Raw genomic sequence first — 15,525 nt, forward strand, 5'->3', positions numbered from 1 at the left:
GTCCCTCCCGCGCCTCACCCCGCGCACCCTCGTCCTGCCCGGCCAGCTCGCCCGCGACCTCGCACGCACCCGCGCCCGCGGCTTCGGGGTCAACCTGGAGGAGGCCGAGGTCGGCGTCTCGGCCGTGGCGGCCCCGGTCTACGCCCAGGACGCCCGCCCCGTCGCCGCCCTCTCCGTGACCGGTGGCACCCGCCGCCTCGACGTGGACCGCGTCGGCGCACGGGTGTGCGCGGCGGCCCGCGCGCTGACCCGAGCACTGTCGGCGTGACGGAGAAGCGGAACGAATGCCGGGGTCGTCAACCACCGGCCGTCGCGGGCCCTTCACCCCTCGGGCCGGCCCTCAGATCCGCCCCGGCCTGCATCGCCGCCGCCAGTTCGTGCTCGGTGAGCCGTCCGCCGCTCACCTCGCCGGTGAGCCGCCCCCGCACGAAGACCAGTACGCGGTCGCAGAGCTCCGTCAGTTCGGCCAGGTCGGTCGACGCGACCAGGACGGCCGCGCCGCCCGCCGCCAACTCGCCGACGATACGGTGCATCTCGGCCCGCACCCCCACGTCGACCCCGCGCGTGGGGTCGTCGAGCACGACGATACGAGGGTCCGTGGCCAGCCATTTGGCGAAGACGACCTTCTGCTGATTGCCGCCGGACAGCCGGGTCACCACGTCGTGCGGGCCGCCGCGCAGCCGCAGCCGTTCCGTCAAGTCGAGGGTCCTGCGCACGAGTTCGGAACGGGAGGGCATGACACCGCCCCGGCCAAGGGCCAGCCAGCTCACCGCCGTGGCGTTCTCCCACACCGTACGGTCGGTCATCAGCCCGTACCGTTTGCGGTCGCTCGGCACGAAGGCCACCCCCGCACGGACCGCCTGCCGCAGGGAACGCGGAAGGCCCCGGTCGCCGACGTGGACCCGGCCCGCCGAGACGGCCGTACGTCCGCACACCACCGCCAACGCGTCCAGATGGCCCGCACCCTGGAGGCCCGCCACGCCCACGACCTCGCCCGCCCGCACGGTGAACGTCACGTCCGTGAGCCGGCCCGGGACGCACACCCCGGCGAGCACGACCGGCGGCGGTCCCTCGGCCGGGGCGCGCGTGCGGTGCACCGGAAGCGGTGGCGTCCCGCCCAGCATCGCCGTCACCAGGTCCGGCACGCCGGTCTCCTCCCGCCGTACCCCGGCCAGGGTGACCCGCCCGTCCCGCAGTACCGTCACGCGCTGCGCGAAGCGCATCACCTCCTCCAGGAAGTGGGTGACGTACAGGATCGCGATGCCCCGCCCCGTGAGGGTGCGCAGGACCCGTTCGAGACGGTCCACGGCGGCGGCCGACAGGGCGGACGTCGGCTCGTCGAGGACCAGCACGCGGGGCCGGCGCAGCAGCGCTCGGGCGATCTCCGTCAACTGCTGGTCGGCGAGCGGGAGTTCTCCGAGCAGCGTGCGGGGATCGACGTCGAGTCCCAGCTCGGCGAGGACCGGCCGGGCCGCACGGTCCATCGCGCCCCGGTCGAGCAGTCCGAAGCGGCGCGGCGGGCGGTGGGGGAAGAGGTTCTCCCGGACCGACAGATCGGGGAACAGACTCAACTCCTGCGAGACGACGGCGATGCCGCCCGCCCGCGCTTCATCGGCGAGCAGCACCGATCCGTCGTCGGGCGCCAGGGTCCCCGACAGGATCCGTACGAGTGTCGACTTGCCCGCCCCGTTCTCCCCGACCAGCGCGTGCACCTCGCCGCCCCGCAGCCGGATGTCCGCCCCGTCCAGGGCCTTCACTCCGCCGTACGACTTGACCAGCGCCCGCGCGGTCAGCATGTCGGTGTTCTCGGTGTTCTCGGTGTTTCCAGTGTCCTCGTGACGCATCTCAGCGCGCGTCCTTCAGCGGCTTCAGCTGCGCCTCCTGGTCGCCGAGCAGCTTGTCGATCACGGGCTTGTACCAGTCGTACGCCGCCTTCGGGGACTTCTGCCGCGCGACGACCTCGTCGATGTTGGAGGAGTCCACGACACCGCCGGGGGACAGGAACCAGCCGTCGGGCAGCTTTCCGCCGTTGTCGCGCACCGACTCGATCATCATCGCCGTGGAGAGGTAGCCCTTCAGGAAGTGCTGCGGGTCGATGGTGACGAAGTTCGAGCCGTCCTTGACCGCGTCGAGGGTCTTGGGGTCGACGTCGAAGCCCGCTGTCAGCCACTTCCCGCCCTTCTCCTTCTTGATCTTCGCGAGGTTGTAGCTGTCGGCGTCCCCGACGCCGAGGAGGGCGAGCGCCTCGGGATGCGCGGCGACCTGCGACGCCCAGGAGCTGTGGTTCTGGCCGGGATCGCTGTACGTCTGGAAGGGGCCGAGCACCTGCACGCCCGGCGCCTCCTTCCTGAACGTGTCGGTGATGCCCTTGGCCCGGCTGTCCAGCACCGGTGTCCCGGGATTGGGCACCCCGACGACGATCTCCCCCTTCGGGTCGTCGCCCAGCCGCTTCAACGCCTCCTGGGCCATCAGCTCGCCCAGCGCGTAGTTGTCGTTGCCCACGTAGAAGGTGACCTTGCTGCCGTCGGTGGGGGCGGTGTCGAGGGCCACGATCGGGATGCCCCGGTCGACCGCGCGGGCGGCGGGCCGGGTGAAGATCGGCGGGTCGAGGTTCTCCAGGACGATGCCGTCCTCGGCGCGGGCGGTGAGGTTCTGGAAGAGCTGGACCTCGGCCGGCCCGTCCGTGTTGGGCGGCCCGACGGCCTTGAAGTCCACGTTCCCCGCGTGGCCGGCGGCACTCTCGGCGCCGAGCACCATCTCGTGGGCGAAGTTGAGGCTGATGTTGGCCACCGCGATGCCCATGTCGAGCCGGCCGCCGCCCTTGCCGCCGGAGCCCTCGCCGCTGCCGCATCCGGTGGCACAGAGGAGGACCAGCACGCCGAGGGCGCCGGACAGGGTACGGAATCGGGGGTGCATCGCGGCCTCCAAGGCGGCTCCGGCACAGTCTGCGGCAGGGCACTTACGGCTGTGCGGTGACGTCAGCGTCCACGGCGTCCACCGCGGCGCAGGGCGCTGTCCGCCGCGACGGCGACGAGGATCACCCCGCCGGTGGCGAACGACGTCCAGTTGATGGGCACTTCGAAGAACACGAGTCCCGACGCGACGACGGACAGGATCATCGCGCCGGCCACCGCCCCGACGGCTGAACCGCGGCCGCCCGCCAGCGGCGTACCGCCGATGATGCACGCGGCGATGGCCTGCAGCTCGTAGCCCTGACCGAGCGTGGGGTCCCCGGCGCCGTAGTACGCGAGCGCGAGCGTCGCCGCGCAGGCCGTGGTGAGACCGGACAGCGCGAGGGCCTGAACGCGCGTGCGGAATACGGGGATGCCGCTGAACTCGGCGGCGTCGGGATTGGACCCGATCGCCCGTACCCGGGCGCCGAAACGGGTGCGGGCGAGCACCACCGTGAGGACGGCCACCACGGCGAGCAGCACCCAGAGCGCGAACGGCACCCCGCCCGCGTCACCACCCGCGAGCGTGAAGAACGAGTCGTCCAGCGGCAGATCGGTGATCTGCTTCCCGTCCGCGAGCGCGAGCCCGACACCCCGGAACAGCATCAGCGTGCCGAGCGTGACGATGAACGACGGCAGCGCCAGCAGGGTGGTGACCAGGGCGTTGAAGACGCCCAGCGCGATCCCGGTGAGCAGCACCAGCGGGACCGCCGACCAGGGCGCCACCCCTTCGCGCACCAGCAGCGCACCGACGACCAGGCACATCGCGTAACTGCCGCCGACCGACAGGTCGACCTCGCGCATGGCCAGCGCGAAGACCATGCCGCACGCCATCAGGGAGATGTAGACGGAGTTGTGCGCGGTGGTGAGCAGGTTGTCGCTGTCGAGGAAGTCCGGGTACGGGATGCCGATGCCGGCGACGAGAAGCGCGAGGACGACCAGGACGCCGAGTTCGTCGGGGAGCCACCGGGGCGCGAGGCGGCCCGCCCACGGCCGGCCGGACGGCAGCGCGAACCGCCGCCCGCGTCCCCCCTGTTCGCGGGCGCGCTCGGCGTCGTCCACGGCACGGTCGGTCTCGGTCATCGGGCACGGCTCCCGAATGTCTGGAACGTCTGGAACATCTGGCGGCTGGGGTGTTGCATCAGGATTCCGGGCTCTGAGATCCGGGCTCTGAGGTCTGAGATCTGAGATCTGCCCGCAGCGTCGGCCTCCCGGGCGCAGGCGGCAACACGGCCGTTCCGGCGAATGAAACAGCGCCCGGCCCCCGGCGCGTGGTGAGCGCGTTCCGGGAACGCGTCAGAGGACCGTTCCGAAGACCGGAAACGCACCCTTGCCGACCGGCCGGCGGCTCATCACACTCACCGCATGGAGACGCGTACCGCCCTGGTGACCGGCGCGGCCCAGGGCCTCGGGCAGGAGTTCGCCGTCGCGCTCGCGGGACGCGGCTACCGGGTCGCGGGGCTCGACCTGGTTCCGCAGCGGGAGACGGCCGACCGCATCGTGGACTACGTGGAGCTGGTCGCCGACGTCACGGACGAGACGCAGGTCGGCGGCGCCCTGGAGCGGATGCTCGAACAGTTCGGCACCCTGCACGTGCTGGTCAACAATGCGGGGGTTTACCCGGAGTCGGCCTTCGAGGACACGACGCCCGAGGAGTGGCGGCGGGTCATGCGCGTCAACCTGGAGGCGCCGTTCCTGCTGACCCGCGCGGTACTGCCGTACCTGAAGGCGGCGGGCTGGGGCCGCATCGTGAACATCGCCTCGGCCGCCGTCCTCACCGCCCCGCCCACGATGGTGGCGTACACCGCCTCGAAGGCCGGACTGATCGGCTTCACCCGCGCGCTCGCCTCGGCGCTCGGTCCCTGCGGCATCACCGTCAACGCGATCGCGCCGAGCATGGTCCGCACGGAGACCGCCGAGCGCACGGTCGGCGCGGACGGCGGCTTCGAGCACGTCCGCGCCCAGCAGGCCGTGCCCAGAACGCAGGAGCCGTCCGATCTCGTCTCCACCCTGCTGTACGTGGTCGACGAGGGCAGCGGCTTCCTGACCGGGCAGACCCTCAACGTGGCAGGCGGCTCCGCCTACTTGTGAGGCACCGGCCGACCGGGCCCTCGGCTCAGGAGTCCTTGAGCCATTCCCGTACCTCCGTGTTGAGGGAGCGCTGAAACGCCGTCAGGAGGGCTTGCAGCACGAGCGGTTGCATGTGCGCGGAGATGTCCTTCACCGACTCGACCGAGCCGTGCCCGGACACCTCGTCGCGGAACACTTCGGAGAGCTCGTGGGCCGCGGCGCGCGTGTGCTTCATCAGGACGGTGCGCGCGGCGAGGATCGACTCGTGCGACACCGGTACGTCGAGCAGCTGGACACCGAGCCGCAGCAGCCCGAGATCCACCCGGTACGTGTCCGGCCCCGCCGTCTCCCTGAGAACGCTCATCGCGGCGAGCCGGTCCAGGTCCGCCTCGCCGAGGGGGCGCCCCGCCCGGCGCTCCAGCTCGGCCCGGCTCAGCTCCTCCGCCGCGTCCGGGGCCCAGGAGGCCACCACGGCACGGTGAATGGCCAGGTCCTGGGCGCTGAGCCCGTCCGGCAGCCGCTGCAGATAGCGCTCGATCCCGGCGAGCGTCATCCCCTGGTGCTGCAGCTCCTCGATGAGCGCGAGGCGCGACAGATGCCCCTGGCTGTACCGCCCCACCCGGCGCGGCCCGATCACGGGCGGCGGCAGCAACCCCCTGGTGCCGTAGAAGCGGACCGTCCGCACCGTGACGCCCGCCTGCGCGGCCAGCTCGTCGACGGTGAGCGTCGGCTCCTCGATGTCCGTCGCCATGCCTGCTCCTTCGGTACCACTTCCACGACCCGGTGCGGTGTAACAGTATTGCTGTCTCACCCCCACTGTGAAAGCTCCCCCGACGTGGGGCACCCCAGTGGAGCGCCCCGCACGGGACACTCAGTGATCGTGCACGGAATTGGTCGCGGCGATCTTCTTCCACGACTTCGGCCGCACCGGAGTCTTCTCCGCCCGTGGCTCGATCGACGCGGCCCGGGCAGCGGGTGTCCCCGGCTTCGAGGGCTGGTGGAGCCATGTGTCGAACAGTGCGGCGAGTGGCCGGCCCGACACCGACTCGGCGTACTTCACGAAGTCGCCGACCGTCGCGTTGCCGAGCGCGTGCCGCCGCGGCCAGCCCTTCAGGACGGCGAAGAACGCCTCGTCCCCGATCTCGTTGCGCAGCGCCTGCAACGTCAGCGCCCCACGGTCGTACACCGCGAGGTGGAACTGGTTCTCCGCGCCCGGGTCCCCAGGCGCCACGGCCCAGAACGGGTCGTCGGCGGGCCGTGAGGCGTACGTGTAGTCCGCGATCTCCTGCGCCGTGCCCTCGCCCTCGTGCTCCGACCACAGCCACTGCGCGTACCGCGCGAAGCCCTCGTTGATCCAGATGTCCTTCCAACCGGCGACCGACACGGAGTCGCCGTACCACTGGTGGGCCAGCTCGTGGACGACCACGGACACGTTCGTGCCGCTCGCGAACTGCCGCGGGCTGTAGAACGGCCGGGTCTGCGTCTCCAGCGCGTACCCGGTGTTCGTGTTCGGTACGTACCCACCCAGAGCATTGAACGGGTACGGTCCGAAGTATTCCGCCAGCCAGTCGGCGACTTCCCCGGTCCGCTCGACGCTCGCCCGCGCCGCCCCGTAGTTGTCGCCGAGGTCCTTGCTGTACGCGTTGACGATCGGGATGCCGCTCTCGGACGTCCCGGTCGTGATGTCGAATCTGCCGACGGCCAGAGTGGCGAGATACGTGGCCTGCGGCTTGTTCGAGCGCCAGTTGTAGCGTGTCCAGCCGGCCCGCGAACTCGTCGACTGCAGCGTGCCGTTGGAGATGGCCTGCGAGCCGTCCGGCACGGCGACCGACACGTCGTACGTCGCCTTGTCCAGCGGATGGTCGTTACTGGGGAACCACCACCAGGCCGCCTCGGGTTCGTTCGCCCCGACCCCGCCGTCCGGTGTGCGGTGCCAGCTGGTGAACCCGTACGCCGTCTTCGTGGACGGCACCCCGCTGTAGCGCACCACGACCGTGACGGCCGTGTCCTTGGGCAGCGGGTTCTTCGGTGTGATCTCCAGTTCGTGCTCGCCCGACGTCGTGAACGAGGCCTTCGCGCCGTTGACGCGCACCTCGCTCACGTCGAGCAGGAAGTCCAGGTTGAACTGCGAGAGATCCTCGGTCGTCCTGGCCAGCAGGGTCGCCGTGCCCTCAAGGCGGTCCGTGCGCGGCTGGTACGTGAGCCGCAGATCGTAGTGGGAGACGTCGTATCCGCCGTTGCCGTAGGCCGGGTAGTAGGGGTCGCCGATGCCCGGTGCCCCGGGCGAGTAGCTCGCGGCGGACGCCGGGATCGCCAGCAGCAGGGAGGCCGCCAGCGCGCCCGGTGCGATGAGTCTGCGGTGCACGTCAAGCTCCAAGTCGTAGGGCCGCGAAGTCCGGTCGGAGTTCGGAGCCTATTCATTCGCTGTGGGCCCGGCCCTGTCCATGGCCCCTTCCGTCACACGATCGCCATTCGGCCGACACGAGCGATGCCGAGGACATGGGCAATGAGGGCCCCACGCACCTTCAGGCCACACCGAGACAGAAGCCCGCACACTCCCACCGGCCCCCTTTTGCACAGGAGTTGACCGGAGTACGTTCCGCGCATGCGGACACCTGCGCGCCACATGCGCCTCATCACCTGGAGATCGCTGGCCACGGCGGCCACCGCCGCCCTGCTGGCCACGTTCCTCACCCCGGCCGTCGCCCAGAGCAGCGCTCCGCGGGAGAGCGCCCCCGTGTACTCGTACGACAACGCCGTCCGTGAGTCCGTCTGGGTGGACACCGGCCTCGACGGCGACAGTGACGGGCGGACCGACCGTGTCGCCGTCGACATCGTCCGCCCGAGCGAGCCCGCCCAGCAGGGCCGCAAAGTCCCCGTGATCATGGACGCCAGCCCGTACTACTCCTGCTGCGGCCGGGGCAACGAGAGCCAGCTCAAGACGTACGACGCGGACGGCGACGTCGTCCAGATGCCGCTGTACTACGACAACTACTTCGTGCCGCGCGGCTACGCCTTCGTGGGCGTCGACCTCGCCGGCACCAACCGCTCCGACGGCTGCGTGGACGTCGGCGGACGCTCCGACGTCCAGTCCGCGAAGGCCGTCGTCGACTGGCTGAACGGCCGAGGCAAGGGCTACACCTCCCGCACGGGCAGCACCAAGGCCAAGGCCGGCTGGACCAACGGCAGAACCGGCATGATCGGCAAGAGCTACGACGGCACCATCGCCAACGGCGTCGCGGCCACCGGGGTCGAGGGCCTGGAGACGATCGTCCCGATCGCGGCCATCTCCTCCTGGTACGACTACTACTTCGCCCAGGGCGCCCCCCTCTACGACTCCGGCCCGGAATGGCTGTCGGACTACGTCGAGAGCCCCGACGCCCGCACCCGCTGCGCCGCCGTCCAGCAGAAACTCGTCGACGGGGCCCCGCGCACCGGCGACTGGACGAGACTGTGGACCGAACGCGACTACGTGAAGGACGTCCGCAAGGTCGACGCCAGCGTCTTCGTCATCCACGGTATGCAGGACCTCAACGTCCGCACGAAGCACTTCGGCCAGTGGTGGGACGGCCTCGCGAAGAACGGCGTCGACCGCAAGATCTGGCTGTCCCAGACCGGCCACGTCGACCCGTTCGACTTCCGTCGCGCCGAGTGGGCCGACACGCTGCACCGCTGGTTCGACCACGAACTCCTCGGCTACGACAACGGCGTCGACGACGCACCCATGGCCGACATCGAGCGCGCCCCCGACCAGTGGGTCACCTCGGACACCTGGCCGCCGCGGAGCACCGACACCGTGCAGCTGCGTCCTGGCAAGGGCGAGCAGGCGGGCGTCGGCACCCTGTCGACGCGTACCGGATCGGGCACCGAGACCTTCACCGACGACCCGGGCCAGGACGAAAGCGACTGGGCCGCCGAGGTCGACCGGTCCACGTCCGCCAAGGCAGGCTTCATCACCAAGCCGCTCACCCGCGACGTCCGTCTGTCCGGCTCCTCCAAGGTGACGGTCACCGCCACGCCGACCACGTCGAGCGCCCATCTGTCCGCGGTCCTCGTCGACCTCGGCCCCGCCACGATCCGTGACTACGCCGCCTCGGGCGAGGGCATCTCGACGCTCACCGACCGCACCTGCTGGGGACCGAGCACCACCGGCGACAGCTCCTGCTACCGACAGACGCAGGCCAGGACCACCGACGTCGACCACACGGTGTTCAGCCGCGGCTGGGCAGACCTCGGCAACCACGCCTCGGACCAGGGCGCCCCGCTCACCCCGGGCAAGGCGTACACCATCACCCTCGACCTGCACGCGAGCGACCACGTCGTCCCCGCGGGCCACCGTCTCGCGCTGATCGTCGCCGGCACCGACCAGGGCCTCATCGACCCGCCGGCGAGCACTCCGACGCTCACGCTCGACCTGTCCCGTACGTCGGCCGGTGTGCCGCTCGTCGGAGGCGCCGCCGCCTTCGCCCGTGCCACCTCGGGCTCCTCGTACATCACGCCCGACGCGATCCTCGACGGAGTCGGCGAGCCCCGCACCACCCACCGCGTCCCCGGAGGCAGCGCACGATGACACCCCACCGGACCGCAGCCCTCGCCCTCACGGCGGCGGCGCTCACCGTCCCCCTCCTGACGGCGCCGGCCCACGCGGCCGAACGCCCGCCCCGCACCGGATTCGAGCAGACCCACGGAGCACGCTGGACCACCCAGCCCGAGGAGCAGACCTTCCTCACGGCCGTCGACCGGGCGAGCGAACGGGTCTCGCTCACCCGGATCGGCACCACGGAACAGGACCGCCCCGTCCAGCTCGTGCGCGTCGGAAACCGGCACGCCGCCACCACCGTGCTGCTCGTCTGCAGCCAGCACGGCGACGAACCGTCCGGGCGCGAGGCCTGCCTCACCACCGTCCGCGACCTCGCGTACGCCAAGGACGCGAGCACCCGCAGGTTCCTCGACCGCACCACGCTGCTCGTGGTGCCCACCGCCAACCCGGACGGCAGGGCCGCCGACACCCGCGGCAACAGCGACGGCGTCGACATCAACCGCGACCACCTCGCGCTGCGGACGGCCGAGGCACGCGCCATGGCCGCCGTGGTCCGCGACCGGCAGCCCGACGTCGTCTACGACCTGCACGAGTACGGCTCCACACCCCAGTTCTACGAAAAGGACCTGTTCGACCTCTGGCCGCGCAACCTGAACACCGACCCTGCCGTGCACGACGAGGCACAGACCCTGTCACAGGCGTACGTACGGCCCGCCGCCCGGGCCGCCGGCCACTCGACCGGGACGTACGGCATCTGGACCGACCCGGTGACCGGCGAGCCGATCCGGCAGGTGGCCGGCGACGGACAGGAGCGCATCCTGCGCAACATGTCCGGCGTCAAGCACGGCGTCGGACTGCTCATCGAGAGCCGGGTCGACCCCCTCACCGAGGCCGAGAAGGCCGACGAGTCGCTCAACAACCGGCGCCGCGTCCACTCCCAACTGGCCGCGCTGGGCGGCCTTCTCGACTTCACCGACGAACGGCGCGGCCGAATAGGAGCGGCCACGTCGGCGGCCCGGCTGGCCGGCCACCAGGACACCGGACCCGTCTACACGGGAGGCGCCGACAACGACCCGGCCGAACCGTCCGAGACCATCGGCGACCCGCCCTGCGCCTACCGGCTGACGGCGGACCAGTACGCGGACGTCAAGGACGAACTGGCCCTGCACGGCGTCCGGGCGCGGCACGACGCGGACGGAGCCGTCGTACCGCTGCGCCAGTCCCTGCGTGCCCTCGTCCCGTTGCTGCTCGACGAGCGCGCGCCGTACCACCTGACGGTCGCGGAGCCCGACACCCGCTGCTGAGGCGGTTGAGATCGGCGGCACCTGTGGTAGGTCGTAGGCACACGAGCAGGCATGTGTGTCCGAACGTATTCCTGGGAAGGTGCCGCCGATGACCAAAGACCTGAAGGAAAGGGGAGGCCGGGGCGATCCGTCAGACGTCCCCGGTGGTACCCACGCCCAGACGGACCGGGTGGTGTTCGGCATCACCGCCGCGCTCACCGTGGCCTTCGTGATCTGGGGATCGGTGGCCACCGACTCCCTGGGCGACGCCTCCACGACGATGCTCAACGGCCTGATCCACAACGGCGGCTGGGCGTTCATGCTCGCCGCCTCGTGTTTCGTGGTCTTCGCGCTGTGGCTGGCGGTCAGCCGGTACGGCAGAATCCACCTCGGTGCCGAGGGCGAGGAGCCCGAGTTCCGCACCATCTCCTGGGTGGCGATGATGTTCAGCGCCGGCATGGGCATCGGCCTGATGTTCTACGGGGTGAGCGAGCCCCTCTCGCACTACTCGACGCCTCCGCCGGGCACGGCGCCCGCCGACTCCGCCGAACGCATGGAGACGTCGATGGCGACCACCCTCTTCCACTGGACGCTGCATCCCTGGGCGATCTACGCGGTGGTCGGCCTCGCCATCGCCTACAGCACCTACCGCAAGCGCCGGCGCCAGACCATCAGTGCCGTCTTCACCCCGCTGATCGGCGAGAAGCACGCGAACGGCTCGGCGGGCCGGGCGATCGACATCCTCGCCATCATCGCCACCATCTTCGGCTCGGCGGCCTCCCTGGGCCTCGGCGCCCTCCAGATCGGATCCGGCTTCACGGAACTGGACTGGATGGATTCGGTGAGCGACGGCCTGCTCGTCGCGATCATCGCGGTGCTGACCGTGGCGTTCGTCGCCTCGGCCGTCTCCGGCGTGGAGAAGGGCATCCAGTGGCTGTCCAACATCAACATGGTGCTGGCCCTGGTTCTCGCGCTGTTCGTGTTCATCGCGGGCCCCACGATCATCGTCCTCGACCTGCTGCCCACCTCGCTCTTCTCCTACCTCGGTGACCTGCCCCAGCTCGCCGGCCGGACCGAGGCCAGTGGCGGCAAGGGCGTCGCGGAGTGGCTCAGCAGCTGGACCGTCTTCTACTGGGCGTGGTGGATCTCCTGGACGCCCTTCGTCGGCATGTTCATCGCCCGCATCAGCCGCGGGCGCACCATCCGGCAGTTCATCGGCGGCGTCATCCTCGTCCCCAGCACCGTCAGCCTCGTCTGGTTCGCGGTCTTCGGCGGTACGGCGATGAAGCTGAAGGAAGGCGGCGAGCTCAGCGGGGAGTCGACTCCCGAAGGACAGCTGTTCGGCGTCCTCCAGGAGTTCCCCATCGCGACCGCCACCAGTCTGCTCGTGATGATCCTCGTCGGCATCTTCTTCGTCTCGGGAGCCGACGCGGCGTCCATCGTGATGGGCACGCTCTCGCAGAAGGGCGCGCTCGAACCCGGGCGTTTCGTGGTGGTCTTCTGGGGCGTGGTGACCGGAGCGGTCGCCGCCATCATGCTGCTCGTCGGCACCGAGGGCGACGCGCTCACCGGCCTGCAGAACCTCACGATCCTGGCCGCCGCGCCCTTCGTCCTGGTGATGATCGGCATGTGCGTCTCCCTCATGCGCGACCTGCGCAGGGACCCGGTCATCGTCCGCAACGAGATGGGCTCCGAGGCCGTCGAACTGGCCGTGATCGAGGGCCACAAGAAGTACGCCGGCGACTTCGAGATCAGGGTCGGCCCGGGCGCCGGCACAGAGAAGGAAGGCGACCCCTTGGGCCACGACCACAACTGACGACAGCCCTCAGTGACGAGAGGGGCAGGGCACCGACCCTGCCCCTCAGGGGCACGGGGCACGGGGTTCAGGGGCGCGGGGAACTGCGCGCCCGGCCACAACGGACCCGCAGCCATCACACGGCGTACGGCCACCACGGCGCGTCGCTCCTCCGCCGCACGGATGTCGACGGAATGTGCCATGCCGTGCACGGAGTGCGCCCGGTATGGGGATACTCACAGCATGTCTGCCGAGTACGCGACCTTCGGCCTGGCACCGGCGATGCGTGCCGGTGGGGTACTTGCCAACGGTGACTACCAGGCGCACCGGGACTTCGTGGACTTCATCGTCGACGGACGCCCGCTGCTCCACCAGCTCTCCGACCTCGACGCCGTGTCCCCCCTCGCCTCCGACATACCCCCCGCGATCTTCACCGCCCAGGTGCGCGGCCTGCTGCTGGAAGCCGATCCTCCGCTGGCCGGCGGCCGGTACGTCATCTACGGCTGCCCGGAGTGCGAGGACCTCGGATGCGGCGCCGTGACCGCCGTGATCGACCGGCACGGCGACGACTTCGTATGGCGCGACTTCGCCTGGCAGACCGACGAACACCCGGACCTGGCACGCAACGGCTACCACGGCATCGGCCCCTTCCGCTTCCGCGGCGACGCGTACCGGGCCGCCCTGGGCTCCCTGCTCGCCGGCGCCGGGGGCGAACGCAGCCGGGTCCTGCTCATCGGCGCCCGGGCAGCGGTGCTGGCCAAGCTCGCCGCCGCGCTGCGCATCATCGGGATCGGCGCCGACATCACCCGGGACGCGACCGACGTGCCCCCCGACGAACTGCGCGTCTACGGCGCCGTCGCCTTCGGCCGCGCCGTCACCGAGGAGGAACGCGCCGCCGTGCGACGGTCCTTCGACGACGCCGGAGTCGACGTCGCCTACGTCGAGGGGCTGGCCCCGATCGTCCCGCTCCTGGTCGCTCAGATGGAGCACGCCCTGGACCGCAGCCCCCGCGAACAGCGCAGGCTGACCCGGCTGGTCGCCGCCGGCGGCGAGGCGGGCGTCGAGGTCACCTCCGCCTGCCGGGTCCGGCTGACCGCGTACCGCCTGGACCGCCTGGCCCGTACTCACGTGTACGAGGTCTTCGACGGCATCCTGGAAGCTGGTCACCACCGGCTCCCGCTGGACGCGAAGGCGACCAGGGGCGAGTCGTTCATCGTGGCGCGGACCCCCGGGAGTGTGCTGGTGGAGGCGCTGGCCCGCTGAAATCCCGGGCGCGGGAGCCCGGGGAGCCCGGGTACGGGAACCCCGGTCTGCGGAAGGCCCGGTGTGCGGGCCGGACACAAACCCTGGCGCGTACGTGCGGCCCCGGCGATTAGGATCGGCCCCCTGATGACTGCCACCCTCGTCGCCAAGAACCTCGCCGCCGGCCACGGTGACCGCACCCTCTTCGCCGAACTCGACCTCGTCGTCGCGCCCGGCGACGTGATCGGTCTCGTCGGTGCCAACGGCGCGGGCAAGTCCACCCTGCTGCGGATGCTCGCCGGGCTGCTCAAGCCCGACGAGGGCGAGCTGCGGCTCTCCCCGCCCGCCGCGGCCGTCGGCCATCTGCCGCAGGAGCCCGAGCGCAGGCCCGGCGAGTCCGTCGGGGAGTTCCTGGCGCGCCGCACCGGCGTGGCCGAAGCCCAGCGGGTGATGGACGAGGCCACCCAGGCACTCGTCGACGGAGCGCCGGGCGCGGACGACGCGTACGCGGACAGCCTGGAGCGCTGGCTGGCGCTCGGCGGCGCCGACCTCGACGAGCGGGCCGCGGAGGTCGCCGCCTCGCTCGGCCTCGCCGTCGGCCTGGACCAGCCGATGACCTCGCTCTCCGGCGGCCAGGCGGCCCGCGCGGGACTCGCCTCGCTGCTCCTCTCCCGCTACGACGTGTTCCTGCTCGACGAGCCGACCAACGACCTCGACCTGGACGGTCTGGAGCGCCTCGAACGGTTCGTCTCGGGCCTGCGCGCGGGCACCGTCGTCGTCAGCCACGACCGCGAGTTCCTCACCCGCACGGTCACCAAGGTCCTCGAACTCGACCTGGCCCAGCAGCAGATCACCCTGTACGGCGGCGGCTACGAGGCCTATCTGGAGGAGCGGGACGTGGCGCGCCGGCACGCCCGCGAAGGGTACGAGGAGTACGCCGACAAGCGGTCAGCCCTTGAGGGCCGCGCCCAGATGCAGCGCTCCTGGATGGACAAGGGCGTCAAGAACGCCCGGCGCAAGGCGAACAACGACAACGACAAGATCGGCCGCAAGTTCCGCAGCGAGGCCAGCGAGAAGCAGGCCGCGAAGGCCCGGCAGACGCAGCGCATGATCGAGCGGCTCGACGTGGTGGACGAGCCGCGCAAGGAGTGGGAGCTGCGGATGGAGATCGCGGCGGCCCCCCGGTCGGGTGCCGTGGTCGCCACCCTGCGCGACGCCGAGGTCAGGCGGGGCGACTTCGTCTTCGGCCCGGCCACCCTCCAGATCGACTGGGCGGACCGGGTGGCCGTCACCGGCGTGAACGGTGCCGGCAAGTCCACACTGCTCGGCGCGCTGCTCGGCCGGGTACCGCTGGACGCGGGCCACGCCACGCTCGGCTCGGGCGTGATCGTCGGCGAGGTCGACCAGGCCCGCAAGCTGTTCCACGGCACGGAGGCCCTGCTCGACGCGTTCTGCGCGGCCGTCCCCGACACCGAGCCCGCCGAGGTCCGTACGCTGCTGGCCAAGTTCGGCCTCAAGGCGGAACACGTCCTGCGTCCGGCCGCCGGCCTCTCCCCGGGCGAGCGCACCCGCTCCGCCCTGGCGCTCCTCCAGGGCAGGGGCGTCAACCTCCTGGTCCTCGACGAGCCCACGAACCACCTCGAC

The 15,525-nt window shown here is 71.2% G+C and carries 12 protein-coding genes; 7 read left to right on the plus strand and 5 right to left on the minus strand.

All coding sequences use genetic code 11. The annotated features are described in order from the left end of the window. The coding region (locus AOK01_RS35215; protein ID WP_245702553.1) for an IclR family transcriptional regulator C-terminal domain-containing protein at positions 1-268 on the plus strand (268 nt) is incomplete at its 5' end. A gap of 28 nt (positions 269-296) precedes the next feature. On the opposite strand, the gene AOK01_RS35220 is transcribed toward AOK01_RS35215, so the two are convergent. The 3 genes from AOK01_RS35220 to AOK01_RS35230 form a co-directional block, all read right to left on the minus strand. After that, positions 297-1,844, minus strand: coding sequence for a sugar ABC transporter ATP-binding protein (locus tag AOK01_RS35220; protein WP_079104020.1), 1,548 nt, complete (start codon positions 1,842-1,844; stop codon positions 297-299). Between the two features lies 1 nt (position 1,845). Then, a complete protein-coding gene (locus tag AOK01_RS35225; RefSeq protein ID WP_055518925.1) occupies positions 1,846-2,916 on the minus strand; it encodes a sugar ABC transporter substrate-binding protein in 1,071 nt (356 codons plus the stop codon). A 62-nt stretch (positions 2,917-2,978) separates the two neighbouring features. Further along, entirely contained in the window at positions 2,979-4,034 is a 1,056-nt protein-coding gene (locus AOK01_RS35230) for an ABC transporter permease (protein ID WP_055518908.1), read from the minus strand. 282 nt (positions 4,035-4,316) lie between these two features. Here AOK01_RS35230 and AOK01_RS35235 point away from each other — a divergent pair, with 282 nt between their 5' ends. Further along, positions 4,317-5,042 (plus strand): SDR family NAD(P)-dependent oxidoreductase, encoded by a 726-nt coding sequence (locus AOK01_RS35235; RefSeq protein ID WP_055518909.1) that lies wholly within the window; start codon positions 4,317-4,319, stop codon positions 5,040-5,042. A 25-nt stretch (positions 5,043-5,067) separates the two neighbouring features. Here the strand turns inward: AOK01_RS35235 and AOK01_RS35240 are convergent, their stop codons facing one another. Continuing rightward, positions 5,068-5,772: a MerR family transcriptional regulator gene (locus AOK01_RS35240; protein WP_055518911.1), complete on the minus strand. Its 705-nt coding sequence runs from the start codon at positions 5,770-5,772 to the stop codon at positions 5,068-5,070. 120 nt (positions 5,773-5,892) lie between these two features. Continuing rightward, positions 5,893-7,386 (minus strand): M1 family metallopeptidase, encoded by a 1,494-nt coding sequence (locus tag AOK01_RS35245; protein WP_055518912.1) that lies wholly within the window; start codon positions 7,384-7,386, stop codon positions 5,893-5,895. Between the two features lie 240 nt (positions 7,387-7,626). On the opposite strand from AOK01_RS35245, the gene AOK01_RS35250 reads away from it, so the two are divergent. The 5 genes from AOK01_RS35250 to AOK01_RS35270 form a co-directional block, all read left to right on the plus strand. Beyond that, positions 7,627-9,591 carry a Xaa-Pro dipeptidyl-peptidase gene (locus AOK01_RS35250; protein WP_079104021.1) on the plus strand — a complete coding sequence of 655 codons (1,965 nt, stop codon included), beginning with the start codon at positions 7,627-7,629 and terminating at the stop codon, positions 9,589-9,591. Continuing rightward, positions 9,588-10,865, plus strand: a complete 1,278-nt coding sequence (locus AOK01_RS35255; RefSeq protein WP_055518915.1) for a M14 family metallopeptidase — start codon at positions 9,588-9,590, stop codon at positions 10,863-10,865. Before AOK01_RS35250 ends, AOK01_RS35255 begins: the two co-directional genes overlap by 4 nt. A gap of 88 nt (positions 10,866-10,953) precedes the next feature. After that, positions 10,954-12,660 carry a BCCT family transporter gene (locus AOK01_RS35260; RefSeq protein WP_055518917.1) on the plus strand — a complete coding sequence of 569 codons (1,707 nt, stop codon included), beginning with the start codon at positions 10,954-10,956 and terminating at the stop codon, positions 12,658-12,660. 222 nt (positions 12,661-12,882) lie between these two features. After that, entirely contained in the window at positions 12,883-13,902 is a 1,020-nt protein-coding gene (locus AOK01_RS35265; RefSeq protein WP_055518919.1) for a hypothetical protein, read from the plus strand. 126 nt (positions 13,903-14,028) lie between these two features. Then, positions 14,029-15,525: ABC-F family ATP-binding cassette domain-containing protein (locus AOK01_RS35270; RefSeq protein WP_055518921.1), on the plus strand; the 1,497-nt coding region annotated here is incomplete at its 3' end.

It is taken from the genome of Streptomyces aurantiacus (genome assembly GCF_001418335.1).
GTDB classification, from domain to species: Bacteria; Actinomycetota; Actinomycetes; order Streptomycetales; family Streptomycetaceae; genus Streptomyces; species Streptomyces aurantiacus.